Origin of the sequence: Streptomyces sp. NPDC047706 (assembly GCF_043204795.1) — a bacterium.
Classification (GTDB): domain Bacteria; phylum Actinomycetota; class Actinomycetes; order Streptomycetales; family Streptomycetaceae; genus Streptomyces.
The window spans coordinates 1-23453 of record NZ_JBIDCW010000012.1 but is presented as its reverse complement, the minus strand read 5'-3'; the positions used below and the strand labels follow the sequence as shown (position 1 = coordinate 23453).

21 protein-coding genes and 1 tRNA gene are annotated in these 23453 nt (G+C 70.7%); 10 read left to right on the top strand and 12 right to left on the bottom strand.

Annotation, left to right across the window (positions count from 1 at the left end; genetic code table 11):
- Nucleotides 1-88: 88 nt before the first annotated feature.
- The gene (locus tag ACGF8A_RS16325; protein ID WP_393108877.1) at nt 89-934 is read right to left on the bottom strand and encodes an aminoglycoside phosphotransferase family protein; all 846 of its coding nucleotides are present in this window, start codon (nt 932-934) and stop codon (nt 89-91) included.
- A gap of 239 nt (nt 935-1173) precedes the next feature.
- Here ACGF8A_RS16325 and ACGF8A_RS16320 point away from each other — a divergent pair, with 239 nt between their 5' ends.
- Nucleotides 1174-2580, top strand: a complete 1407-nt coding sequence (locus ACGF8A_RS16320; protein WP_393108565.1) for an NAD(P)/FAD-dependent oxidoreductase — start codon at nt 1174-1176, stop codon at nt 2578-2580.
- Between the two features lie 85 nt (nt 2581-2665).
- On the opposite strand, the gene ACGF8A_RS16315 is transcribed toward ACGF8A_RS16320, so the two are convergent.
- A tRNA-Thr gene (locus ACGF8A_RS16315) sits at nt 2666-2739 on the bottom strand.
- Nucleotides 2740-2953: 214 nt separating this feature from the next.
- On the opposite strand from ACGF8A_RS16315, the gene ACGF8A_RS16310 reads away from it, so the two are divergent.
- The 3 genes from ACGF8A_RS16310 to ACGF8A_RS16300 all read left to right on the top strand — a co-directional run bounded on the left by ACGF8A_RS16310 (nt 2954) and on the right by ACGF8A_RS16300 (nt 6111).
- A complete protein-coding gene (locus tag ACGF8A_RS16310) occupies nt 2954-4042 on the top strand; it encodes an ABC transporter ATP-binding protein (protein WP_393108563.1) in 1089 nt (362 codons plus the stop codon).
- Between the two features lie 236 nt (nt 4043-4278).
- Nucleotides 4279-4734: a hypothetical protein gene (locus ACGF8A_RS16305; RefSeq protein WP_393108561.1), complete on the top strand. Its 456-nt coding sequence runs from the start codon at nt 4279-4281 to the stop codon at nt 4732-4734.
- A gap of 645 nt (nt 4735-5379) precedes the next feature.
- Nucleotides 5380-6111, top strand: coding sequence for an NDP-sugar synthase (locus tag ACGF8A_RS16300; RefSeq protein ID WP_393108559.1), 732 nt, complete (start codon nt 5380-5382; stop codon nt 6109-6111).
- Nucleotides 6112-6236: 125 nt separating this feature from the next.
- On the opposite strand, the gene ACGF8A_RS16295 is transcribed toward ACGF8A_RS16300, so the two are convergent.
- From ACGF8A_RS16295 to ACGF8A_RS16270, 6 genes are all read right to left on the bottom strand, one after another.
- Complete coding sequence (locus tag ACGF8A_RS16295) at nt 6237-7967, bottom strand: DoxX family protein (RefSeq protein ID WP_393108557.1); 1731 nt, start codon at nt 7965-7967, stop codon at nt 6237-6239.
- A 118-nt stretch (nt 7968-8085) separates the two neighbouring features.
- Nucleotides 8086-9027 carry a 23S rRNA (guanosine(2251)-2'-O)-methyltransferase RlmB gene (gene rlmB, locus ACGF8A_RS16290; RefSeq protein ID WP_393108555.1) on the bottom strand — a complete coding sequence of 314 codons (942 nt, stop codon included), beginning with the start codon at nt 9025-9027 and terminating at the stop codon, nt 8086-8088.
- Between the two features lie 145 nt (nt 9028-9172).
- Nucleotides 9173-10573, bottom strand: a complete 1401-nt coding sequence (gene cysS / locus ACGF8A_RS16285) for a cysteine--tRNA ligase (protein WP_393108553.1) — start codon at nt 10571-10573, stop codon at nt 9173-9175.
- An 86-nt stretch (nt 10574-10659) separates the two neighbouring features.
- Nucleotides 10660-11151, bottom strand: coding sequence for a 2-C-methyl-D-erythritol 2,4-cyclodiphosphate synthase (gene ispF, locus ACGF8A_RS16280; protein WP_393108551.1), 492 nt, complete (start codon nt 11149-11151; stop codon nt 10660-10662).
- Nucleotides 11141-11893 carry a 2-C-methyl-D-erythritol 4-phosphate cytidylyltransferase gene (gene ispD / locus ACGF8A_RS16275; RefSeq protein ID WP_393108549.1) on the bottom strand — a complete coding sequence of 251 codons (753 nt, stop codon included), beginning with the start codon at nt 11891-11893 and terminating at the stop codon, nt 11141-11143. The genes ispF and ispD overlap by 11 nt, the downstream gene beginning before the upstream one ends.
- A gap of 325 nt (nt 11894-12218) precedes the next feature.
- Nucleotides 12219-12701, bottom strand: a complete 483-nt coding sequence (locus ACGF8A_RS16270; RefSeq protein WP_003953493.1) for a CarD family transcriptional regulator — start codon at nt 12699-12701, stop codon at nt 12219-12221.
- 582 nt (nt 12702-13283) lie between these two features.
- Here ACGF8A_RS16270 and ACGF8A_RS16265 point away from each other — a divergent pair.
- Nucleotides 13284-13979 (top strand): DUF461 domain-containing protein, encoded by a 696-nt coding sequence (locus tag ACGF8A_RS16265; protein WP_393108547.1) that lies wholly within the window; start codon nt 13284-13286, stop codon nt 13977-13979.
- A gap of 99 nt (nt 13980-14078) precedes the next feature.
- Here the strand turns inward: ACGF8A_RS16265 and ACGF8A_RS16260 are convergent, their stop codons facing one another.
- Nucleotides 14079-14759 carry a response regulator transcription factor gene (locus ACGF8A_RS16260; RefSeq protein ID WP_356629566.1) on the bottom strand — a complete coding sequence of 227 codons (681 nt, stop codon included), beginning with the start codon at nt 14757-14759 and terminating at the stop codon, nt 14079-14081.
- Nucleotides 14756-16021, bottom strand: coding sequence for a sensor histidine kinase (locus ACGF8A_RS16255; RefSeq protein ID WP_393108544.1), 1266 nt, complete (start codon nt 16019-16021; stop codon nt 14756-14758). Before ACGF8A_RS16255 ends, ACGF8A_RS16260 begins: the two co-directional genes overlap by 4 nt.
- A 246-nt stretch (nt 16022-16267) precedes the next feature.
- Here ACGF8A_RS16255 and phoU point away from each other — a divergent pair, with 246 nt between their 5' ends.
- From phoU to ACGF8A_RS16240, 3 genes are all read left to right on the top strand, one after another.
- Nucleotides 16268-16951 carry a phosphate signaling complex protein PhoU gene (gene phoU, locus ACGF8A_RS16250; protein WP_393108542.1) on the top strand — a complete coding sequence of 228 codons (684 nt, stop codon included), beginning with the start codon at nt 16268-16270 and terminating at the stop codon, nt 16949-16951.
- Nucleotides 16952-17083: 132 nt separating this feature from the next.
- Entirely contained in the window at nt 17084-17251 is a 168-nt protein-coding gene (locus ACGF8A_RS16245) for a hypothetical protein (protein WP_365444482.1), read from the top strand.
- 141 nt (nt 17252-17392) lie between these two features.
- Nucleotides 17393-17641 carry an SCO4226 family nickel-binding protein gene (locus ACGF8A_RS16240; RefSeq protein WP_393108540.1) on the top strand — a complete coding sequence of 83 codons (249 nt, stop codon included), beginning with the start codon at nt 17393-17395 and terminating at the stop codon, nt 17639-17641.
- 282 nt (nt 17642-17923) lie between these two features.
- On the opposite strand, the gene ACGF8A_RS16235 is transcribed toward ACGF8A_RS16240, so the two are convergent.
- Both ACGF8A_RS16235 and ACGF8A_RS16230 read right to left on the bottom strand, forming a co-directional pair.
- Nucleotides 17924-18370, bottom strand: a complete 447-nt coding sequence (locus tag ACGF8A_RS16235) for a cupin domain-containing protein (protein WP_393108538.1) — start codon at nt 18368-18370, stop codon at nt 17924-17926.
- Between the two features lie 137 nt (nt 18371-18507).
- On the bottom strand, nt 18508-19203 hold the full coding sequence (locus ACGF8A_RS16230) for a TetR/AcrR family transcriptional regulator (RefSeq protein WP_393108536.1): 696 nt from the start codon (nt 19201-19203) through the stop codon (nt 18508-18510).
- Nucleotides 19204-19286: 83 nt separating this feature from the next.
- On the opposite strand from ACGF8A_RS16230, the gene ACGF8A_RS16225 reads away from it, so the two are divergent.
- Together ACGF8A_RS16225 and ACGF8A_RS16220 are read left to right on the top strand one after the other, a co-directional pair.
- A complete protein-coding gene (locus ACGF8A_RS16225; protein ID WP_393108534.1) occupies nt 19287-20024 on the top strand; it encodes an SDR family NAD(P)-dependent oxidoreductase in 738 nt (245 codons plus the stop codon).
- Nucleotides 20025-21641: 1617 nt separating this feature from the next.
- Nucleotides 21642-22907 (top strand): TerD family protein, encoded by a 1266-nt coding sequence (locus tag ACGF8A_RS16220; RefSeq protein WP_393108532.1) that lies wholly within the window; start codon nt 21642-21644, stop codon nt 22905-22907.
- Nucleotides 22908-23453 lie beyond the last annotated feature (546 nt).

Genomic DNA, 23453 nt, shown 5'->3' with positions numbered 1-23453 from the left:
CCCAACCGCCGGCCACGGCCGCACACGGCCCTGTCCCGGCCGGCGCCCGCCTGTCGGCAGGACGGCGTCATCCCGCCCCCACTCGCCCTCACACCCGGCCCCGCAGCCGCCGCGCGATCTCCAGCTGCTCGGCTTGCACGGGCCGGCCGTCCTCGATCTCCCACAGGCAGTTCTGGAGCACGCGCCCGAGGGTCCATGCGCGCGCACGCGCGCGTTCCAGGCCGATCACGTCCGTCATGGCGTCGAACCGGCGGCGGACCTCACCGGCGTCGAAGCGGTTGTCGATGGCGGGCAGCAGGTCGAAGCCGGGGTCACCGGCGAGGGGCTTGGGGTCGATGGCGACCCAGGGGGCGCGGTCGGAGGCGAGGACGTTCTCGAAGTGCAGGTCCCAGTGCAGCAGGCGGTCCCCCGGCTCGTCCACGACCTCCCGTACGGCGGCCGCGCAGTCGGCGATCAGGCGGCGGGCCTGCTGGTCCGGGACCCGCTCCAGCGCCCAGGGGGTGCGCTCCAGCATCGCCCGCGCGATGTCGCCGAGCCGGCGCATGCCGGCCGGGGCGGGGCCGCAGGTCAGGTGGGCCAGCAGCCGGGCGACGACCAGCACGGCCTCGCGGGAGTCGGGCAGGTGGGACAGCGTCCGGGCGGGGTCGAGGCGCTCGAGGAGCATCGTGCCGGTCTCCGGGTCGTGGTCCAGCAGCCGTACCGCCCCGTCGCCGTCCCACACCCGCAGGGCGACGGGCTCGCCCGCGCTCTCCTCGTCGAGCAGTTGCAGCTTCAGCGCCGCGCACGTGCCGTCCGCTCTGACCACGGGCAGCACCAGCGCGGAGACGCCGTACATCGAGGGACCGGCGATGCGCAGCTCCCAGCGCTCCAGGAAGGCGGCCACCAGCCGCGGCAGTCCGGCGACGAAGGCGCTGCCCTCCTCGCCGTTGTACATCGCCTGGGACGCGGCAAGCTCCTCGGGAACCTCGATCACGCAGCAGACCCTACGGACGGGCCGGGGCCGCCTCGACCCAATTTCCGCCGGACGGCTCCGCCCCGTTCCGCCGCACCGCCCGGCCCGTCGACCGCCGGACCGCTCCGCCCGGCGTCGCGCACGATTCGAGTGCCGGCCGGTCCACGAGACGACGGAATCCGAAGGAGACAGCCCTCGCGACCACGGGTAACGTCCCGGCCATGAGCAGCTCGGCAAGCGGCGTCGTGAACGGCGGCGTCTCCTTCTGGTACGCCCAGGAAGGCTTCCCCGTCCCCCGGGAGCCCCTCTCCGGTGACGCCTGCGCGGACGTCGTGATCGTCGGCGGCGGCTACACGGGACTGTGGACGGCTTACTACCTGAAGAAGGCCGCGCCCTTCCTGCGGGTCACCGTCCTGGAACAGAAGTTCTGCGGCTACGGCGCCTCCGGCCGCAACGGCGGCTGGCTGTACAACGGCATCGCGGGTCGCGACCGGTACGCGCGCGTGCACGGCCACGAGGCCGCCGTACGCCTTCAGCGGGCCATGAACGACACCGTTGACGAGGTCATCAGGGCCGCCGGTGAGGAGGGCATCGAGGCCGGCATCCACAAGGGCGGCGTCCTGGAAGTCGCCTGCACCCCCGCCCAGCTGGCCCGTCTGAAGGCGTTCCACGCGCATGAGTTGTCGTACGGCGAGACGGACCGCGAGCTGTACGGCGCCCGTGCGACCGCGGAGCGGATCAGGGTGGCCGGCGCGGTCGGCTCCTCCTGGACACCGCACGGGGCCCGGATCCACCCGGTGAAACTGGTGACCGGCCTGGCGCGGGCCGTGGAGGCCCTCGGGGTGACCGTCCACGAGGCGACGCCGGTGACGGAGATCCGCCCGAAGCACGCGGTCACCCCGTACGGCACGGTCCGCGCGCCCTACGTACTGCGCTGCACGGAGGGCTTCACGGCGTCCCTGAAGGGTTTCAGGCGCACCTGGCTGCCCATGAACTCCTCGATGATCGCGACCGAGCCGCTCACCGGGGAACAGTGGGAGAAGGTGGGCTGGGAGGGCCGCGAGACGCTCGGCGACATGGCCCACGCCTACATGTACGCCCAGCGCACCGCAGACGGCAGGATCGCGCTCGGCGGCCGCGGTGTGCCGTACCGTTTCGGCTCCCGCACCGACAACGACGGCCGCACCCAGGAGGCGACCGTCGCGGCACTGCGGGAGATCCTGGAGCGCTTCTTCCCGGCCCTGACCGGCGTCCGGATCGAGCACGCCTGGTCGGGCGTCCTCGGCGTACCCCGCGACTGGTGCGCCACCGTCACCCTGGACCGCGCCACGGGCCTCGGCTGGGCGGGCGGCTACGTCGGCTCCGGCGTAGCCACCGCCAACCTCGCCGCCCGCACCCTGCGCGACCTGGTCCAGCTCGACTCCGGCCAGGGCACCCGCACGGAACTGACGGACCTCCCCTGGGTCGACCACAAAGTCCGCAAGTGGGAACCGGAACCCCTGCGCTGGCTGGGCGTCCACGGCATGTACGCCACCTACCGCACCGCCGACCACCGCGAACTCACCACACACAGCGCCGAGTCGTCCCGGCTGGCCCAGCTGGCGGACCGGGTGGCAGGACGTCACTGAGTCCGAGCCGACGATTGCCGTCAGGGACTACCGAGAACGCCCCCGCGATCCATGATCACGGGGGCGTTGACGACGTCACACCAGGAGCCCCCTGTCGGATTCGAACCGACGACCTTCGCTTTACAAGAGCGGCGCTCTGACCAGCTGAGCTAAGGAGGCCTGCACGCGCGCGTGAACGGCGTGCCCGTGCAGTGTACCCAGCTCCCACCCCCTGCCTGTCGAAAATTTCCGCGAAGTTCACAGGGGCCGGGGTACTGACAGAACACGTGAACGCGGGGTACCGTCCTCACGCAGTTCACGCGTGTGGACTACACCACCTTCCTACAACGGATCGTCCGGCACGTTCCTGCCGGTTGAAGGGGGCCCATTCACCATGGCCACTGTCTCGTTCGACAAGGCGACCCGGATCTACCCGGGTTCCGACAAGCCCGCCGTCGACGCACTCGACATCGAGATCGAGGACGGGGAGTTCCTCGTTCTGGTCGGCCCGTCCGGCTGCGGCAAGTCCACCTCCCTGCGGATGCTGGCCGGTCTGGAGGACGTGAACGGCGGCGCCATCCGCATCGGCGACCGCGACGTCACGCACCTGCCGCCGAAGGACCGGGACATCGCCATGGTGTTCCAGAACTACGCGCTCTACCCGCACATGACCGTCGCCGACAACATGGGCTTCGCGCTCAAGATCGCCGGCGTCAACAAGGCGGAGATCCGGCAGAAGGTCGAGGAGGCCGCGAAGATCCTCGACCTCACCGAGTACCTGGACCGCAAGCCGAAGGCGCTCTCCGGTGGTCAGCGCCAGCGTGTCGCCATGGGCCGCGCGATCGTGCGTGAGCCGCAGGTCTTCCTCATGGACGAGCCGCTGTCCAACCTGGACGCCAAGCTCCGCGTCTCCACCCGCACGCAGATCGCGTCGCTGCAGCGCCGCCTCGGCATCACCACGGTCTACGTCACCCACGACCAGGTCGAGGCCATGACCATGGGCGACCGGGTGGCCGTGCTCAAGGACGGCCTGCTCCAGCAGGTCGACTCCCCGCGCAACATGTACGACCGCCCGGCGAACCTCTTCGTCGCCGGCTTCATCGGCTCCCCCGCGATGAACCTCGTCGAGGTGCCGATCGCCGACGGCGGTGTGAAGTTCGGCAAGAGCGTCGTGCCGGTCGACCGGGACGCCCTGACCGCCACCACCGACAAGACGGTCACCGTCGGTGTCCGCCCCGAGCACTTCGACGTGGCCGGCGCGGACTCCGACCAGGGCCTCGCGATCACGGTGAACGTCGTCGAGGAGCTCGGCGCCGACGCCTACGTCTACGGCACCGCCCAGCTCGGCGACAACGCCAAGGACCTGGTCGTCCGTGTCAACGGCCGCGACGTCCCGGAGAAGGGCAGCACGCTGAACGTCGTGCCGCGCCCCGGTGAGGCGCACGTCTTCTCGACGTCGACGGGTGCACGCCTCTCCGACTGAGCCGTCTGCCGGTCGACCGGCCGACGAAACACCCAACCCTCGTAATTCACCCAGGTTGACGAATGGGGCCCCGCAGCACGGCCGTGGGGCCCTTTTCCGTGTCGACAAATAACCCGGCACTCTGGGCCATTTCGAGCAACGTGCGTCAACCTCGCACTCAGAGAAGGCCGCCTCTTCGTCACCCGTACCGGTGACCAAATGTCGCCAAATCATTACCGGGCGCTACCCTCACTCGCGTGAAGCACTCCACCACCTCACTGACGCGACGCGGCCAGGGCCCCGCCCGCCGGATCGGCCGCTCACTCGCCCTCGTTCTGCCCGTCGTCCTGGTGCTCTCCGGGACGCTCGCGGTCACGCGGGTCAACTGGTCGGGAGATCCCGAGAGCTCGGTGCTCACCGCAGCAGACGTCTCGGCCTCCGGACCCCACGCCCGCACCGCGCACCGCGCACCTCACGAGGTGCTGCGCGAGCAGCTCCTCACCGAGCTCCAGGAGACCAACCCGGGCACCGCCCTCACCCACCTCCAGCAGGCGGTGGACGAGCGTCCCTCGCTGGCCCGCCACTGCGCCTCGATCGCCCGCGCCCTCGGGCAGGCCGCGGTGCGCATCTACGGCCCCACGCGCGCCCAGTCCTACTCCCGCCCCGTCTGCGACACCTCGTTCGCCTCGGGCGTCCTGGCCGCCCGCGGCTGACCCACGAGCACCAGAGCGACCTGGAGCCCCGCCCCGGCCCTCCGGGCCACAGCGGGGCTCTCACGCGCCGCCGCAGGCGGCGCAGTCCGTCCCGTGCAGCCACCTCGCCCACGAGGCGGCAGGCCCCCGCACCCTCACCCGCCCGGCCTTCCGCCACCGCAGTGCAGCGCAACCGCCCCGTCCGCCCGCCCGCCCCGCCTGCGCCCCGCGACGACCGACCCGTGTGACGGCCCGCCACACGCCGCCCGGCCGTCCGCACCCCCACCGGGCACTGCCGCCCGTCCCTCCGACCAAAGGCTTTCCGCCACCACAGAGCCCCACGCCCGCCACCACAGACTCCCGCGCCCGCCCCACCGTCCGACGTGACAGCCCCCTCTGCCAGACCACGCCCGCCCAGCCAGCCCCCGCCTCCACCGCCACCCCACCGCCACCGCCACCGCCACCGACCCGGAGACCCGCCCCGACGACCCGGACCGCTCCCAGGCCCAGGTCGACCACCGAGCCCCACCACCGCCCCCGGGGACGCACCCCGCCCCACCACCGCCCCTCGCCCGCACCCGGCCCCGGCAGCCCCCCTCGGCCGCCGCGCCCGCCGCTCCCAGGCCCCCGGGATCACGCAGGCCGGCGCCGCGTACAGTGCCGGGCATGACCGATCCGAACGCCGCCTCCCGTCCCGTCCAGGCCGTCATCCTGGCCGGAGGCCAGGGCTCCCGGCTGCGCCCCTACACCGACGACCGTCCCAAGCCGATGGTCGAGATCCCCGGCACGGGCACGCCGATCATCGGCCACCAGCTCAACTGGCTCGCCGAGGAGGGCGTCACCGACGTCGTCGTCAGCTGCGGCCACCTCGCCGAGGTCCTGCAGGAGTGGCTGGACTCCGCCGACCTGCCGGTCCGCGTCACCACGGTCGTCGAGTCGGAACCCCTCGGCCGGGGCGGCGGCCTGAAGTACGCCGCGGGCCGTCTCCCCCACCCGGACCGCCCCTGGTACGCCACCAACGGCGACATCTGGACCCGCTTCTCGCTGCGCGACATGGCCGACTTCCACACCGAACGCGACGCCATAGCGACCCTCGCCCTGGCCCGCCCCCGCATCCCCTGGGGCGCTGTGCAGACGGACGGCTTCGGCCACATCACGGACTTCATCGAGGCCCCGCCGACGACGTACGAGGTCAACGCGGGCGTCTACGTCTTCTCGCCGGAGTTCACCGGGATGCTCCCCGAGCGCGGCGACCACGAGCGCACCACGTTCCCGCACCTGGCCCGTGAACGCCGCCTGGCCGGCTTCCCGCTCCCCCAGGGCGCGTACTGGCGCGCCATCGACACCGCGAAGGACCTCACGGAGGCCGCGAAGGAACTGGCCGCACTGGGCCGTTGAGCGCGGGGCCCCGCAGGCCCGCCCCTCAGGCACGACGGCACAACGCACAGCGGCACAAGGGCACGACGACGGGGCCCCGCGCTCACACAAGCGGGGCCCCGTCGTCGTACCGGAGGAAACGGTCTCTAGCCCAACAGCCCCCCGACCAGCCCAGGCTGCCCGGCGGAGGACTCCTCCTCCCCGGACCCCGTACCGCCCGTGGAGCCCGAACCGCCCGTCGAGCCGCTGCCGCCGCCCCCGGATGTGGGACCGCTGCTGGTGCTCGGAGCCTCTTCGACGGGGGACGACTGCTGTGGTGGCGCCTGCCCCGCCGGACCCTGCGTCTGGCTCGGCGCGCCGCCGGTCGCCGTCCCGGAGTCGCGGGTCGCACCCGGCGTGGTGGCCGCGCCCGCGGTGGGCGCGGCCGAGGTCGCGCCCTGCGTCGGCGAGCCGGCCGAGGCCGACGGCGTGCTGCTCTGCCGGCGCTCACCGGGCGTGGAGGGCAGCGGCGAGCCGGGCAGTTCGTTGCGCGGCGCCTCGCCGGGCCCCGGGACGACGACCCGGTCGGAGTCCCGCACCGCGCCACCGAGCAGCGAGCCCACCAGCAGCGTGATCCCGGTGACGATCGCGGTGACGAGGGCGCCCCGGCGCAGCACGTACCGTCGCAGCTCCCAGATGTCGGAGCGGGGGCCCAGCCGTCGCCAGGCGAGCCCGGCCAGCCGCCCGTCGACCGAGTACACGGGCGCCCCGGCGATGATCAGGGGCGACCAGGCGGCGAGGTAGATGATGTCGGGGGCGTCGTAGACGGGGACGCTCTTCCAGCTGACGGTGACGAGCAGCGCGGCGGAGAGCAGCGCACCGCCCACCGCGGCGACCCGCTGCCAGCAACCCAGGACCGTGAGCACGCCCACGATGACCTGCGCGAAGGCGATCACCAGGCCGGAGCCGACCGGGTGCTGGAGCGCGAACTGACGCAGGGGCTCGGCGACTTCCCAGGGATGCAGGGTGTTGAGCCACTTGACCATGGAGCCCCGGTCGCCGCCGTCGAAGTAGACGGGGTCGCAGAGCTTGCCCATGCCGGCGTAGACGGAGATGGCGCCGAGGAAGACGCGCAGCGGTAGCAGGACGACGCCGAGGTTCATGCGGCGGCCGGGGAAGTAGGCGTGCCGCGCCGGATCCTCGCCGTGCCGCCGGGAGCGCGACTCGGCGTCCTCGTCGTCCGGGTCGGCGGTCTCGTCTGCGTAGCCGACGTCGTCGGCGTAGCCGCCGTCGAAGCGCTCCCCGGCGTAGGCGGGGGGTGCGTCGTACGCGCCCTCGACGGTCCGCATGGCCGGCAGCAGTCGCGTACCGCGGCCCTCAGGGGTGCGCTGGGCGCCGACCACGGGGTTCTCGACGGTCTGGCCGAGGTCGTCGTAGCCGTCGTAACCGTCGTAGGCCTCATAGCGGCCGTAGCCGGGGCCGGCGTCGATGCGCGGGATGACCTGGGTGGCTCCGGCGTCGGCGGACGCCTCCTCCGGGTGGCGGACGCCCGCACCGCGCACGGCCTGGAGCAGGCGGTGGGCGCCGGTGTCGTCGGGAGCGGACCGGCCGCTCCACACGACCGGGCGGCGGCGGGCGTCGCCGGCCTGGGCCGCTCTGCCCGCCGTCCCGACGACCGGCATGCGGGCGGTGTCCTCGGTGGCGCTCAAGTACCGTGCGACCCGCGGCGACTGGGCGCGGCGCGAGGAGGTGCCCAACTGCACGCGGAAGCTGGCGTGATTGACGATGATCTGCGCCGGGTCGCTCGGCACCTTCACCATGCTCAGCGCGGGAGCGTCGTCGAATCCCGACGAACGGTCCCCCGTGGGTGTGCGGGGTGTTCTGGTGTCCACACTCATCTAACCGAGTGACGTGTGTTTAGGACACTGCTTTGACCCGCCGGATCTGTCCGGACCGCGTCAAGCTTGCCCGGACCGCCCGGAACACCCCGAGTGGGTGACTATGACGAACACTTGTTCAGGCTCGTCGCCGCGCCGCCTCGTACAGCACGATCCCCGCCGCCACACCGGCGTTGAGCGACTCCGCGCCACCCGGCATCGGGATCCGCACCCGGAAGTCGCAGGTCTCGCCGACCAGCCGCGACAGGCCCTTGCCCTCGCTGCCGACCACGACGACGACCGGCCCCTGAAGGGCTTCGAGGTCCCCGAGTTCGACCTCGCCGTCGGCGGCGAGCCCGACCACCACGATCCCGGCCTTCTTGTACGCCTCCAACGCGCGCGTGAGGTTGGTGGCGCGCGCGACCGGCGTACGGGCGGCCGTGCCGGCGGACGTCTTCCAGGCGCCGGCGGTCATGCCGGCCGCGCGCCGCTCGGGCACGACGACACCGTGGCCGCCGAACGCGGAGACGGACCGTACGACCGCGCCGAGGTTGCGCGGGTCGGTCACCCCGTCCAGGGCGACGATCAGCGGGTCCTCGCCCTCGTCGGCGGCGGCGTCGGCGAGGTCCTCGGGGTGGGCGTACTCGTAGGGCGGCACCTGCAGGACGAGCCCCTGGTGGTTGAGCCCGTTCGTCATCCGGTCGAGCTCGGGGCGGGGCGCCTCCATGAGGTTGATGCCGCCGCGCTCGGCCGCGAGCTGGAGCGCCTCGCGGACCCGCTCGTCGCTGTCGATGAACTGCTGGACGTACAGCGTGCTCGCGGGCACACCCTCGCGGAGTGCCTCGACGACCGGGTTGCGCCCGACGACCAGCTCGGACGTCCCCTTGCCGCCGGCGCGCCGCTGCTGCGGACGCCCCTGCGCGCGCCGCGACTTCGCGGCGGCGGCACGCTGCTTGGCGTGGCCCTTGCGCATCTCGGCGGGGGGCGTCGGCCCCTTGCCCTCCAGGCCTCGGCGCCGCTTGCCGCCGCTGCCGACCTGCGCGCCCTTCTTGCCGGACATGCGGCGGTTGTTCGCGGCCATGATCTACCTGTCTGTGGGTGCGTACGTACGTCTATGAAGTGTGCCGCCCGGATCCGCGAGCGGCACACCGTGGTGCTGTCGCCTCAGCTCTCGCCTCGGCTCCTGCGGGCGGCTCGTTACCCGGGGCTGTCGCCTCGGCCGCCGCTCAGCGCGAGCCGAGGCTCCAGCGGGGCCCCTGCGGGCTGTCCTCGATGACGAGGCCGGACTGCTTGAGCTGGTCGCGGATGGCGTCCGCGGTGGCCCAGTCCTTCCGGGCGCGGGCCGCCTCACGCTGGTCCAGGACGAGGCGTACGAGGCTGTCGACCACGCCGTGCAGATCCTCGCTGCGGTCACCCTCGCCCGCCCAGTGCGCGTCCAGCGGGTCCAGGCCGAGGACGCCGAGCATGGCGCGCACCTCGGCGAGGCGGGCGACCGCGGACTCCTTGTCGTCGGCGGCCAGCGCGCTGTTGCCCTGCCGGACCGTGTTGTGCACGACCGCGAGGGCCTGCGGCACTCCGAGGTCGTCGTCCATCGCCTCGGCGAAGGCGGGCGGCACCTCGGTGGCGGGGTCGACCGGACCGCCGGCCAGCTCCACCACGCGCTGCACGAACCCCTCGATCCGCGCGAACGCGGACTCGGCCTCACGCAGGGCCTCCTCGCTGTACTCGATGGTCGAGCGGTAGTGCGGCGTGCCGAGGTAGTACCGCAGCACGATCGGCCGCCACTGCTTGACCATCTGGGACACCAGCACCGAGTTGCCCAGCGACTTGGACATCTTCTCGCCGCTCATGGTGACCCAGGCGTTGTGCAGCCAGTACTGGGCGAAGTCGTCGCCGAAGGCCTTGGCCTGGGCGATCTCGTTCTCGTGGTGCGGGAAGATCAGGTCCAGGCCGCCGCCGTGGATGTCGAAGGCACTGCCCAGGTACTTGTGCGCCATGGCCGAGCACTCCAGGTGCCAGCCGGGGCGCCCACGGCCCCACGGGGTCTCCCAGTCGGGCTCGCCCGGCTTGGTGGCCTTCCACATGGCGAAGTCGCGCGGGTCGCGCTTGCCGGTGATGCCGTCCTCGGCGGGCTGGCGCATCTCGTCGAGGTCCTGCCGGGACAGCTCCAGGTAGTCCGGCCAGGACCGCACGTCGAAGTAGACGCTGCCGTCGGCCTCGTAGGCGTGCCCACGCTCGACGAGGCCGCGCATCATCTCGACCATCTCGGTGATGTGGCCGGTGGCACGCGGCTCGTACGTCGGCGGCAGGCAGCCGAGCGCGCGGTAGCCGTCGTCGAACGCGCGCTCGTTCCCGTACCCGATGGACCACCAGGGGCGGTTCTGCTCGTCCGCCTTGGCGATGATCTTGTCGTCGATGTCCGTGACGTTCCGGATGAACGTCACCTCGTAGCCGCGGTACTCGAACCAGCGGCGCAGGATGTCGAAGTTGAGCCCCGAGCGGATGTGCCCGATGTGCGGGGCCGCCTGCACGGTGGCACCGCACAGGTAGATCGAGACGCAGCCCGGCTGAAGCGGGGAGAAGTCACGGATCTGCCGGGCGCTGGTGTCGTACAGGCGAATGGTCACCACTCCAGGGTAGTGGGCCGGGAGCTATGCCTCGTGCCCCTTGTGGACAAGGGCGCCTGTTCGTCGCATGCCCTTCGGACCGGTCGTCAGCCGCCGCGCACCACCAGTGCCGTGGCCACCGCCATCAGACCTTCGCCGCGGCCCGGGAAGCCCAGCCCGTCCGTGGTGGCGCCGGAGACGGAGACCGGGGCGCCGGCCGCCTCGGAGAGCACCTTCTGGGCCTCGTCCCGGCGCTTGCCGATCTTCGGGCGGGGGCCGACGACCTGCACCGCGACGTTTCCGATCCGGAACCCCGCCGCGCGCACGATCCGGGCGGCCTCGGTGAGCAGCGCCACTCCCGAGGCCCCGGACCACTCCGGCCGTCCGGTGCCGAAGTGCTGTCCCAGGTCGCCGAGGCCGGCGGCGGAGAACAGCGCGTTGCACGCGGCGTGCGCCACGACGTCGGCGTCGGAGTGCCCGGCCAGTCCGGGGCCCGCGTCCTCCCATTTCAGGCCGGCGCACCACAGCTCGCGGCCCTCCTCGAAGGCGTGGATGTCGGTGCCGATGCCGACCTGCGGGAGCGGTGCCTCAGAAGCCATCGTTGAGCCTCCTGCGGGCGAGGACGGCCTCGGCGAGCACCATGTCGAGCGGGCGGGTGACCTTGAATGCCTCCTCGTGGCCCGGCACGACGACGACGCGTTCGCCGAGCTGCTCGACCATGCCGGCGTCGTCGGTGACGTCGGTGGTGACGGTCCCGTGCGCCCGCAGCAGTGTCTCGCGGTCGAAACCCTGCGGGGTCTGCACGGCGCGCAGCCGCGCCCGCTCCGGCGTGGCCAGCACGGGCTCCGGCTCGCCGGGCGTCCGCGCGGGCTCGACCTCCTTGACGGTGTCCGCCACCGGCAGCGCCGGCACCACCGCGGGCGCGCCGTCGCGGACCGCCTCGACCACCGCGTCGACGGTGTCGACCGGGACGAGCGGACGGGCGGCGTCGTGCACCAGCACGATGTCGTAGCCGGGCGGCAGCGCGTCGAGGCCGAGCTTGACCGACTCCTGCCTCGACCGACCGCCGGGGACGACCAGGAAGTCGGTGCGCTCGGGCAGAGCGTGCGCGTCGAGGAGGGACTTGACCTCGGCGGCTCCGTCGGGCGGGGCGACGACGACCACGAGGGAGACGGCACGGGACGCGGCCAGCGCGCGTACGGCGTGGATGAGCATGGGCGTGCCGTTGAGCGCGCGGAGCGCTTTGGGGGCTCCCGGACCGAGGCGTACGCCTCGGCCGGCGGCCGGGATGACCGCAGCGGTACGGACTCCTGCGGGCGAAGGGCGCGAAACGTCAGACATCGGTTCCTGTCAGGTTTGTGTGCTCGGCCTACGTGGGTATGGCCTCAGCGTGCAAGAGTGCGGGCGCGCACCGCTCCGACCGGACCCTTCCGTGACCCTGGTCGAGCCGGCCGCCCGGGCACGGCACGCACAGTACCGGGGGGAGATTTCCTCGGCGTAGGCGGACGCAGGGGACGTACGGCGGCCATCCGGCAAGGGGACGCGTGGATGGCTGAAATACGCCCATGGGTTCGGGTACGAACATGCCGCAGCGCCCGGCGACTGGAATTCCGTCATCGGGCACCGCGGCATTTCGATGTGCTGAGCGGAGCGGGCCTGCCTCGCGTCAGGAGGCGAGCACCTCGTCGAGCAGAGCCTCGGCCTTGTCCTCGTTCGTGTTCTCCGCGAGAGCGAGCTCGCTCACCAGGATCTGGCGGGCCTTGGCGAGCATGCGCTTCTCACCGGCGGAGAGTCCGCGCTCGCGCTCACGACGCCACAGGTCACGCACGACCTCCGCGACCTTGATGACATCGCCGGAGGCGAGCTTCTCCAGGTTTGCCTTGTAACGACGCGACCAGTTCGTGGGCTCCTCGGCGTACGGCGCGCGCAGCACCTCGAAGACCCGGTCCAGCCCGTCCTGACCGACCACATCACGCACGCCGACGAACTCCGCATTGTCCGCTGGCACACGTACCGTCAGGTCACCCTGGGCGACCTTCAGCACCAAGTAGGTCTTGTCCACGCCTTTGATCTGGCGAGTTTCGATGGCCTCGATCAGCGCGGCCCCGTGATGGGGATAGACCACGGTGTCGCCAACCTTGAACGTCATGTGACAGGTACCCCTTCCGTGGCTATCCAGGGTAACACGGAAACGGCGGCTTCTGAATGGCGTTTTCGCAGGTCAGGGCATATCTCGGGGCTTGACAACAGCAACAGGAACGTGCTTCGACCGACCCTCGGAGCAAGGTATTCGCAGGTCGGAGCGGCTCTCCGGGCCGACTGAAACGTGCACGTCACGCTCGTCCGGCACCCCCCTCAGGCACCTGAACATCCGCATATGTCCGGTTCCAGGCGCTCGACTTCCGCTACTCCGTTCGGCGCCCGGCGACCGGTCCGAGACGTTTCCGGAATTGATCACGACACTCCGCCGCGCCTCTCCGGTGATCAATTTCCGGGTGGCCGCGCATTCCTTCACGTAAATTTCGCGAAGGCTTATGTGAATGCCGTACCGGCGCCGGACGCGCCCGAACAGGCAGGGGCCGCGTACCCCCTGCTGAGGGAAGCCGGGTGGTCGCGGGGGAGGGTCGGGTGCGGCCGCCCGGGAACGGCTCGGTAGCCTAAGGCCGCTGACAGCCACTTAGGGCGGCTTTACAAGGAAAGCCGCCCGTGCGTTCAAGGAGTTGCCGCCGCCGTGAGCAGCAGCCTTCGACGCGGCGCCCTCGCCGCCTCCGCCATCGCCTTCTCGATCGCCTCGCTCGCCGCCTGCGGCGCCGGCAACAACGCGCAAAGCCTGCAGATCCAGCCGGACAACGCGGCCACCACCGTCGGCGACATCAAGATCCAGAACGCTCTGGTGATCACCCCGGCCGACCCGGAGGCGACCGGCCAGGCCGTCGTCTCCGCCACCGTCTTCAACTCCAGCGACCGCGCCCAGACGCTGGAGTCGATCAGCCTCGAGGGCGCCGAGCAGGTCAAGCTCACGCCCGCGTCGGGCAAGGGCGCGCTGTCCATCCCGGCGGGCGGCTCCGTCGTCATCGGCGGCAAGGGGAACCCCTCGGCCGTCGTGCCGAACGGGGAGTCCCTCACCGACGGCAACGCCCACAAGGTCACCTTCTCGTTCAGCCAGACCGGTGACGTGAGCCTGCGGGCGTTCGTCGTCCCGGCCGAGGGCTACTACGCCCCCTGGGGACCGAGCGGGTCCCCGGCGGCGAGCGCCTCCCCGTCCCCCACGGCGACCGGAGAGGCCGCCGAGGGTGCTGAGGCCGGCGACGAGGGCGCCACGGGCTCTCCGCAGGACACCGCGTCCGGGACCGCCTCCGGCACGCCGGCCGATCCCGCCTCCGGTTCTGACGCGGAGTCCGCGGAAGGCGACACCGCCGGTCACTGACAGCCGCACACGGACGTACGGAGCCGTACACGGACGTACGAAGAAGGGCGGGACCTCACGAGGAGGTCCCGCCCTTCGGTGCTGGTGCGTGGGGCCGGTCTACGGCTCGAACTTGTAGCCGAGGCCGCGCACCGTGACCAGGTAGCGCGGCGCGCCCGGGTCCGGCTCGATCTTGGCGCGCAGTCTCTTGACGTGCACGTCGAGGGTCTTGGTGTCACCGACGTAGTCGGCGCCCCAGACGCGGTCGATCAGCTGCATGCGGGTCAGCACACGGCCGGCGTTGCGCAGCAGCATCTCCAGCAGGTCGAACTCCTTCAGGGGAAGGTCGACCTTGGAGCCGCCGACCGTCACCACGTGGCGGTCGACGTCCATGCGGACCGGCCCGGCCTCCAGAGCCGCCGGGGTCACCTCCTCCGGCTCACCGCGGCGGCGCAGGACGGCCCGGATACGGGCGACCAGCTCACGCGAGGAGAACGGCTTGGTGACGTAGTCGTCTGCTCCTATTTCCAGCCCGACAACCTTGTCGATCTCGCTGTCCTTGGCCGTCACCATGATGACGGGGACGTTGGAGCGGCCGCGCAGCTGGCGGCAGACCTCCGTGCCCGGCAGGCCGGGCAGCATCAGGTCGAGCAGGACGAGGTCGGCGCCGTTGCGCTCGAACTCGTCGAGTCCGTCGGGCCCCGTGGTCGCGACGGCGACCTCGAAGCCCTCCTTGCGGAGCATGTACGACAGGGCGTCGGAGAAGGACTCCTCGTCCTCGACGACGAGCACACGGGTCACGGAAGGACCTCCGGGGCGGGAAGCGGTTCGTACGATGGTCTTGCGGGGGACGAGTCGGCGGGCTGCCCGGCCTCGTCGTCGAGGGCGGGGTGCTGGTGCGCCCGGTCGCGGGCCAGACCCGCCTCCGGCAGCCGCAGCGTGAAGGTGGAGCCCTGTCCCTCGGAGCTCCACACCGTGACCTCCCCGCCGTGCGAGGCAGCCACGTGCTTGACGATGGCGAGCCCGAGACCCGTGCCACCGGTGGCGCGGGAACGGGCGGGATCGACGCGGTAGAAGCGCTCGAAGATGCGCTCCTTGTCCTTGTCGGAGATGCCGATGCCCTGGTCGGTCACGGCGACCTCGATGGTGTCCCCGCCGGAGCCGCCGACCCGGCGGGCGGCGATGCCGACGCGGGTGCGGGCGGGGGAGTAGTTGACGGCGTTCTCGACCAGGTTGCCGAGGGCGGCGGCCAGCTGGCTGCGGTTGCCCCAGACGTGCAGGTCGGCGGTGCCGCCGGCGGCCATGGTGATCTGCTTGGCGCCCGCCTGGTGGCGGCAGCGGTCGACGGCCTCGGCGACCAGTTCGTCGACCCGGACCGGCTCGGCGTCCTCCAGCGGGTCGTCGTTCTGGACCCGGGAGAGGTCGATGAGCTCCTGCACCAGGTTGGTCAGCCGGGTCGCCTCGATCTGCATCCGGCCGGCGAAGCGCTGCACGGCCTCCGGGTCGTCGGAGGCGTCCATGACGGCCTCGGAGAGGAGGGAGAGCGCGCCGACGGGGGTCTTGAGCTCATGGCTGACGTTGGCGACGAAGTCGCGCCGAACGGCCTCTATCCTGCGGGCCTCGGTGAGGTCCTCGACCAGCAGCAGCACCAGCCGGGAGCCGAGCGGCGCGACCCGGGCGGAGACGGCGAGCGCCTCGCCGCGACCGGAGCCCCGCCGGGGCAGGTCCAGCTCGACCTGGCGTATCTCTCCGTCGCGCCGGGTGTCGCGGGCCATCTGGAGCATGGGGTCGACCGCGAGTCTGCCGCCGCGCACCAGCCCGAGGGCGTAGGCGGCGGAACTGGCCTTGACGACCGCGTCGGCCTCGTCGAGGACGACGGCCGAGGAGCGCAGCACGGACAGCACGGTGTCCACGCCGGGCGGCAGCACGGGGTCGGTGTGCAGGGAGGTCCGGGTGGGTCGCTTCAGGTCGCGTTCGCTCCAGCGGAACGCCAGCATGGCGATGACACCGGTGAGCACACCGGCGATCGCTGCCGCTGCGGCGACCGCCGCGTTCACGTCCATGCGTCCAGGTTAGGCATGCGCTACCCCTTACCCACAGCCGTCCGAGTGGGACCTCGAACACTCGTCGCCCAGAGTTCACCTTGGAGCCGGTATCGATTCATTCGGGGTGGCCGAATCGGACGCGTGGGGACCGGAACGTGGGAGCGTGGGGTTGGCACCACCGGTTCACGACGGGGTCCCGGCATGCCCGGGCGCTTCGGCAGGCCCCCATGAATCCCCCAGGACATCGCACGAGAGGGAAACCTGATGCGGGACGCGTACCACGAGGAACTTGACTCGATCGGCGACGGCCTGGTCGAGATGGCCCGGCTGGTCGGGTCGGCGATCGGACGCGCCACGACGGCCATGCTCGACGCCGACCTGAAGCTGGCCGAAAGTGTCATCGAGGGTGACAAGAAGGTCGACGACCTGCAGCACGACCTGGAGGCCCGGGCGATAGCCCTGCTGGCCCGCCAGCAGCCGGTGGCCACGGACCTGCGCATAGTGGTGACGTCGCTGCGGATGAGCGCCGACCTGGAGCGTTCCGGCGACCTCGCCCAGCACGTCGCCAAGCTCGCCCGCCTGCGCTTCCCCGAGCGCGCGGTCCCGCAGGACCTGCACGCGACGATCCTGGAGATGGGCCAGCTCGCGCAGCGCCTGATGGCGAAGACGGCCGAGGTCATCGTGACCAAGGACATCGACCTGGCGATGCAGCTGGAGCAGGACGACGACGAGATGGACCAGCTGCACCGCACCCTCTTCCAGCACCTCATGGACGACCGCTGGAAGCACGGCATCGAGACGGCGGTCGACGTGACGCTGCTCGGCCGGTACTACGAGCGGTTCGCCGACCACGCGGTGGCGGTGGCCAAACGTGTGGTGTTCCTGGTGACGGGTGAGCACGCGGATGATCTGCAGGCGGACGTCGTGCCGGGGGTTGAGGGGGCCTGAAGGCGGGGCTGAGGAGTTTGTAAGGGGCTCCTGAGGTCCGTCGGGGGCGCATTTGGGCCTCTGTGCGCCGTTGATGCGCCCGGAGAAGCGGGCATGGAATGGGCACAGGCACAGTGCCTTGAGGAGGGACCCATGGCCGAATCCCCCAGCACGCCCCGCACGACCACGCCCGACCCCACGCAGGAACGCCCCACCGAGCAGCCGGCCGACATCAGGAGCCTGAACCTGATCGGCGCGTGCGGCTGCGGCTCGGGCTGCACGTGCGGGTGCCAGCAGGGCAATCCCTGCCAGTGCGGCTGATGCTCCTACGAAGGTGAAGGGCCCCTGGCGAGAAACCGCCGGGGGCCCTTCGCCCTTCCCGCGTCGCCGTGGCCCGGCATGCGGGCGCAGCATGGAGGAGGAAACGACCCAGCGGGCAGCACGGGAAGGAGGTGCGAGGCCATGCCCGAGTTCATGGACGTCCACCGCGGCATGCGCGGCATCACGGCGGACGAGCTCCACGCGGCCCACCGGGCCGACCTCGCCATAGAGAACGAGGAGGGCGTGCACTTCAAGCAGGCCTGGGCGGACCCGGACTCCGGAATCGTCTACTGCCTCTCCGAGGCACCTTCGGCAGAGGCGGTCCAGCGCATCCACGAGCGGGCGGGACACAAGGCGGACGAGGTCCACGCGGTACCGCTGACGATCTGACGCGCCGGCAAACCCTGCCCGGCGAAACCGGTCGGCCCGCTGAAACGCCGGCAAACCTGCCCGCGAAACCGGTCAGCTCGCTGACGCGCCGGCAGGCCTTGCCGGCGCACCGGCCGGCTCGCTGACGCCCCAAGGACGGCCCAGCCCCGGCACAGGAACAAGCCCCAGCACAGGAACAAGCCCCCCGCCTGCGGAAACCCCAGGCAGGGGGCCTGCTTGAGCCACCGCGCCAGGCCGTCGCCCGCTGCGCTCGCGCGGCCACCGCCATCGGGCGAACGGGCATCAGCCTTGAGAGGGGCGCGGGGCGCGCAGGTGCGCCCGTTCCTTCAGCTCTTCCTCGTCGACCAACGTGAGCATCGGCTGACCCGGCGCACACACCATGGTCACGACGAACTTGTTCGGTGCGTCGGCGCTGGCGTTGCCGTCCTGGTAGTGGATCACGTCACCGCCCGGCTCCCAGAACGTCTCCCCGGCCTTGACCACGCGCTCCGGCTCGCCCTCGATCTCGAACCGGACCGCGCCCTCCATCACGTAGCCGAACGCCGGCCCCGAGTGGCGATGCGGAGGGAGCCCGGGGTGACCAGGAGGCCACTCGACGAGGATCGTCATCGCCGATCCGCCTTCGGGGAAGAAGGGCGGATTGACTTCCTGCAGCATCTTGACCTCGGGCGGCAGCGAGACCTGGTTGCCCTCGGCCGGGGCCTCGTGCGCTGGGTTCTTCTCCGACATCTACCCCACCTCCGTAGGCCTGCCGGGAATGGACGCCGGCCACAGCTCACATCCGTGGCACACCAGTCCCAGAACAACCCTGCCTCACGCCGGTGGGCGCCACAATCCGGAGGCCATGTCCGAGCGGGACGGTGAGATCAAGGCGCCTTGGCATACCAGGCGCTGTCCGGTGGATCATGCGGCTGCGACGGCTCCGGGCCGGTTCCCGCGGGCCGGACTTCGCCGGTTGCGATTCTGCCCCCGGGCACGGGCAGGACCGCCAGGGCGGTGTCCGCGATGTTCCGCAGCGTCTCCGGGTCCAGGCCGGCCTTGCCCACCGCCTCGATACCGCGGACCACCGTCAGCAGCAGTGCCGCCAGCCGCTCCGGATCCGCCTCGCTGTCAATGTCGCCGTGGCGCTGGGCGGCACTGATCTCCGTCCGCAGCAGGGTCAGCAGTGCGGTCATGGTCTCGGCGGACCGTCCGGCGACCGTCGGATCGTGCTGGGCCAGTTCCGCCGCGCCCTTGGCCAACAGGCACCCGCGGCGCTCGGTGTCGGAGGCGGTGTTCTCCGCCATGAGGTGCACGTATCCCGACAACCGGGCCAAGGCCTCCGCGTCCGGGCCACCTGCCAGCCGTCCCTCGGCCACCTCGACGACCGCGGTGCACCAGTCGCCGAACACGCGGTGGAACAGCTTGCCCTTGTCGCCGAACGCGCCGTACAGGCTGCCCTTGCCCAGGCCGGTCGCCTGCGAGATGTCGTCCATCCGGGTTCCTGCGTAGCCGGTCGCCCAGAACTGTTCCCGGGCCCGCTCCAGGACTTGGCGTTCGTCGAATGCGCGTGGTCTCGGCATGGTTTCAGCCTACCCATTCTTGACTCGATCGTCCATTACAGCCTACGTTATGGACGATCCATTCCAGAACTTAGGGGTTCGACATGCCAGGCGTGCTGCAGGACAAGGTGGCCGTGATCACCGGAGGGACCAGCGGAATCGGGCGGGCCATCGCCCACCGTTTCGTCCAGGAGGGCGCACGGGTCTTCGTGACCGGCCGGGACATCGACCGCATCGAAGCGGCGGTCAAGGAGATGGGGCCTGCGGCCACCGGCGTACGGTCCGACGTCTCGGTCCTGGCCGACCTGGACGCCCTCTACGCACGAGTCCGCGAGGAGGCCGGACGCATCGACGTGCTGGTGGCCAACGCGGGAATCGTCGCGGACGCCGCGCTCGGCGCCCACACCGAGGCGAACGTCGACCTGACGCTCGCCGTCAACGTCAAGGGCCCACTGTTCACCGTCCAGAAGGCGCTTCCGCTGCTGGCGGAGAACGCCTCCGTCCTGGTCGTCGGCTCGAGCAACAGCGTGCGGCCCCATGAGCAACTCGAGGTCTACAGCGCCTCGAAGGCGGCGGTGAGCAACCTCGTGCACAACTGGGCCCGGCAGTCGCGGGAGCGCCGATTCCGGGTCAACGTGCTCAGCCCGGGACCCACGCGGACCCCTGGCCTGCTGGGCGCCGCGGGACCGGACGTCGACCGGTTCGCCGAGGCCGTCGTACCACTGGGGCGGCTGGCCGACGCCGAGGAAATCGCCGAGGCCGCCCTCTTCCTGGCCTCGGACGCCTCGTCGTTCGTCACCGGCGCCGAACTCTTCGCCGACGGCGGCTACACCCGGGCCTGAACGACGGCCGGTGGCGCGCGTCCGGCCCCCTCGAAGCCACGGGCGCACTCCCGGTTCCGGTCGGGGATCACTCGGCGGCACGAGTGCGCGCCGGTGTCCCCGCGCAGGCGCCAGAGCGGGGTGGAGACAGGAGCCGGAGCCCGGAGAGCGCACGGCCCCATCGCCCTGCCGGCCCGATGACCGCCCCAAGAGAGCGACAAGCCCCCTACTCGCGAAGAGTCGCAGGTAGGGAGCTTGATCAATACCGGCTGGTACCGGCTACTTCTTCTTGCCCTGGGTCTTGCCGGGGATCTTGGTGAGCTGGGTTTTTGCTGCTCAGAGGCGGTAGGCACGTGCGCCTGGTGGTCGTCGTTGGTCGTCGTTGGCCACTGCCGAGCGGCCTCGGACGGCCCACAGACGGCCCAGCCTCGGCGCGCTCAGCTGACGGCGAGCCTCCTCGATGCGCTCTGTCTGAACCCGCCGACGACAGTCAGCAACCGCGGTGGGCCAGCCGCCCATGCAGGCAAGGGTGTGCCGCGCTCTGCCCCCGCCGGCCTGAGCCGCGACGTCGGCCGTCGGTCGGCACAAGGCGCTACGACGGAAGCGGATACGTGGCAGCTTGCGTGATGACCTCTTCGTCCCGAAGCAACTTGGGCGGGAGCTCTGTCCTGGACTGGTGTGGCACTCACCTGCGCTGATGGTCCGCAGACGTTCGCGTGCGTCCGCCGGTGTTCGTCGGCGTTGTCACGCAGTTAGACACTCAGCCTTGCTCCATCTGCCGTGTGGGAAACACCGGTGCAAGGGCGCTGACGGCCGTCCTACCATGAGTCCGCCTGCGTCGGCCGGCGCGCTGTAGACCCGCAGCACCGGCCCGTTGTGGAGGGGGCCAGCCCGTTCGAGCCGGGCCAGGTGGGCTGACATCTGCTGAGCGGTTCGATACGAGGTTCGTCTATGCCTCAGGGTGGGGCCATGGAACGGGAGCAGCTCGAACGGCTGCTGGGTGGTGGCGACGACACGCCGGCGGCCGCTCTCGCTGCACTCCGCGCCGACGCTTCATACGTCGTCTGGGACGGAACGACCTCACCCAGGTCACTCGCGACGGTCTACAGGCGCCGACTCCGTCACACCCTTCGGAGGGGCATCGAGACCTCTGGCTTGGCCCGGGCCGTGCAACGCCTCGACCTATACGGCCGACCGGTTCGATTGGGGCAGCTCAGGACTGCCGACGGATCGTGGATCTTCATGCTGTTTCTCGACGCGGACGGCAGCACGCTAGTGGCGTGCACTGGCGTGCGGCAATCCCAACCAGGTTTGGCACGACCAGACACCTGCTGAACCGGCGCACGGCCAACACGCTTTCCAACTGTGTTGGTGGTCTTGAGCACCTCGGACGTGGCCGTTCACCTGCGTTCATCGGCGGTCGGCGGTGGGAGCGGCTACCGCCTTCGGCCCCGTTTGAACGGCCGTGAACGGCGCTGAATGAGACGGAAACTGAGACGGGCGGCCGATCCGGTGCTGCACCTTGCAAGCACAGGAACATGATCACCTTGGCGGCGCTTCACCGCAGGAAATCACTGTTTGTCCTACACCGGCTGGCTGCGGGTACCACGATGTACGCACCACCGTGAGAGGGCACCTATGACCACCACCCTTGCCAAAGGCGGCAACGCTGCTTTGTCCGCGGCGGTCTGCCGCGTCACCCTCACCTCGCTTACTACAGGCATCGACGTATCTGCCGTCTTGCTCGCGCAGGACGGCAAGGTGCGGAGTGATGACGATCTGGTCTTCTACAACCACTCGTCGCAGGACGGGGTCGTACTGAACGGGCAGACGATCGTTGCGGACCTGACCGTGGTCCCTGCGACAGTCGATCGTGTTGCGATCGTCGCCAGCATTGACCCAGACCTGCGGGCTACTCACTTCGACGCGAGCAACACCCCTCACGCCGTCATCGAGTGTGGGAGCGAACGGATCACGTTTGCGCCGCCGCCGCTCACGCATCGGGAGACCGTGGTCATCCTCGTGGAGCTCTACAGACGGGCAGGCGTTTGGAAGGCAAGGGCAGTAGGCCAGGGGTGGGACACGGGCCTGGCGGGGCTGGCCTCGGACTTCGGCATCGTTGTAGATGACCCCGGGCCATCCACGGCGCAGTCTCCATCTGCTGCGACGGCCACGCAGACTCGGCCCACTCCCGTTGCGCCGCCACGACCCACCTACGCACCGAACGTCTCACCGGCCGGTGCATCGGTGCCGCTGACGGCACCGACTCGTCCTCTTGTCCCGCTGGGCAAAGTCGCTCTCACCAAGGCTGGTCAGGCGACTATTGACATGCGCAAGGACGACCCAAGCCTTGTCGTGACGGCCACACTCGAATGGAACGGCGGAAGCGCAGCCCGAAGACGAGCCGGCGCTGACCTCGACCTGTACGCCCTCTACGTCCCGGGAAGTGCTGTCACCCTGCCTGGCAAGCGCCCGAGCAAGTCAGAGCAGGTCATCTACTACCGTCAGCTCGGATCGCCCTTCGCGCCGCCCTACATCGCCCTGGACGGCGACTCCCGGGTGCCGGGCCGCGAGACGATTACCATCCGTCGCCCCGACCTACAGGGCTACGTCCTTCTGTGTGCCTACAGTGCGGTGGAAAACGGTGCCGGTTCGTTCAAGTCCTACGGTGCTCGGGCTGTCATCACCGACGGGCGGGGTTCCACGGTAACGGTGCCACTGTTCAACAACCGCAACTTGTCCTACTGGGTCGCCATCGCCTTGATCGACTTCACTTTTCCCGGCGGTGCCCAGATCCGGCACGTCGAGAAGTACAGCGGCAACCATGTCGAGGCCCGCCCCACTCTCTACTCGAACGGCAACTTTCGCATGAGCACCGGAAAGGTCGAATTCAAGACGAGATAGTTGGCAGCAAGACCGTACCCAGCTTCAAGCGGCAGGAGTCTTCCGTGCTCCCACGTCCCGGAAGCTCTGAGCTTGGGAAGCTCGTGTCCTCTGGCCAGGATGGTCTTCCTGACCTGCGGCTAAGGGCGGTGGTGCCCTGGGGGACCGCCGTTCGATACCCCACTGTTCCCCGTGGTTCCCCGCTGGATCTGGCACGCGTGTGGCACGGACCTCTTCGTCCCGTCCTCGCACGGGACGAACGTTCCGAGCGCAAGGCGACCGAGCAGCGCGCAGCCCGAAGAGACGTCTGGGGGCAGGACACGGTGCTCGGATACTTGCAGCAGGCAGGCGAGGGCCTGGAAACTCCGAGCGGCGGCGGCGTCGGGCTCCTTAGTCTCGTGGTCATGAATGATGGTTCTCTGGTGGGGCCTGACGGCGGGCGCCTGTTCTGCGTACCGATCAATCCGGCGCTAGACGAGTCTTTCCGAATACGGTCAGTGGTCGTAGGCGGTCAGTGAGCGGCTGACCGCCTGGCCGGTCTGGAAGTTGTGCCAGATCGCGGCGGTC

Bases quoted from the DNA above. Each gene is read 5' to 3' on its own strand.
- ACGF8A_RS16325 (WP_393108877.1), bottom strand. From the start codon at position 934: ATGTACAACGGCGAGGAGGGCAGCGCCTTCGTCGCCGGACTGCCGCGG.
- ACGF8A_RS16320 (WP_393108565.1), top strand. From the start codon at position 1,174: ATGAGCAGCTCGGCAAGCGGCGTCGTGAACGGCGGCGTCTCCTTCTGG.
- ACGF8A_RS16310 (WP_393108563.1), top strand. From the start codon at position 2,954: ATGGCCACTGTCTCGTTCGACAAGGCGACCCGGATCTACCCGGGTTCC.
- ACGF8A_RS16300 (WP_393108559.1), top strand. From the start codon at position 5,380: ATGACCGATCCGAACGCCGCCTCCCGTCCCGTCCAGGCCGTCATCCTG.
- ACGF8A_RS16295 (WP_393108557.1), bottom strand. From the start codon at position 7,967: ATGAGTGTGGACACCAGAACACCCCGCACACCCACGGGGGACCGTTCG.
- rlmB (WP_393108555.1), bottom strand. From the start codon at position 9,027: ATGGCCGCGAACAACCGCCGCATGTCCGGCAAGAAGGGCGCGCAGGTC.
- ispF (WP_393108551.1), bottom strand. From the start codon at position 11,151: ATGGCTTCTGAGGCACCGCTCCCGCAGGTCGGCATCGGCACCGACATC.
- ispD (WP_393108549.1), bottom strand. From the start codon at position 11,893: ATGTCTGACGTTTCGCGCCCTTCGCCCGCAGGAGTCCGTACCGCTGCG.
- ACGF8A_RS16270 (WP_003953493.1), bottom strand. From the start codon at position 12,701: ATGACGTTCAAGGTTGGCGACACCGTGGTCTATCCCCATCACGGGGCC.
- ACGF8A_RS16255 (WP_393108544.1), bottom strand. From the start codon at position 16,021: ATGGACGTGAACGCGGCGGTCGCCGCAGCGGCAGCGATCGCCGGTGTG.
- phoU (WP_393108542.1), top strand. From the start codon at position 16,268: ATGCGGGACGCGTACCACGAGGAACTTGACTCGATCGGCGACGGCCTG.
- ACGF8A_RS16245 (WP_365444482.1), top strand. From the start codon at position 17,084: ATGGCCGAATCCCCCAGCACGCCCCGCACGACCACGCCCGACCCCACG.
- ACGF8A_RS16240 (WP_393108540.1), top strand. From the start codon at position 17,393: ATGCCCGAGTTCATGGACGTCCACCGCGGCATGCGCGGCATCACGGCG.
- ACGF8A_RS16235 (WP_393108538.1), bottom strand. From the start codon at position 18,370: ATGTCGGAGAAGAACCCAGCGCACGAGGCCCCGGCCGAGGGCAACCAG.
- ACGF8A_RS16230 (WP_393108536.1), bottom strand. From the start codon at position 19,203: ATGCCGAGACCACGCGCATTCGACGAACGCCAAGTCCTGGAGCGGGCC.
- ACGF8A_RS16225 (WP_393108534.1), top strand. From the start codon at position 19,287: ATGCCAGGCGTGCTGCAGGACAAGGTGGCCGTGATCACCGGAGGGACC.
- ACGF8A_RS16220 (WP_393108532.1), top strand. From the start codon at position 21,642: ATGACCACCACCCTTGCCAAAGGCGGCAACGCTGCTTTGTCCGCGGCG.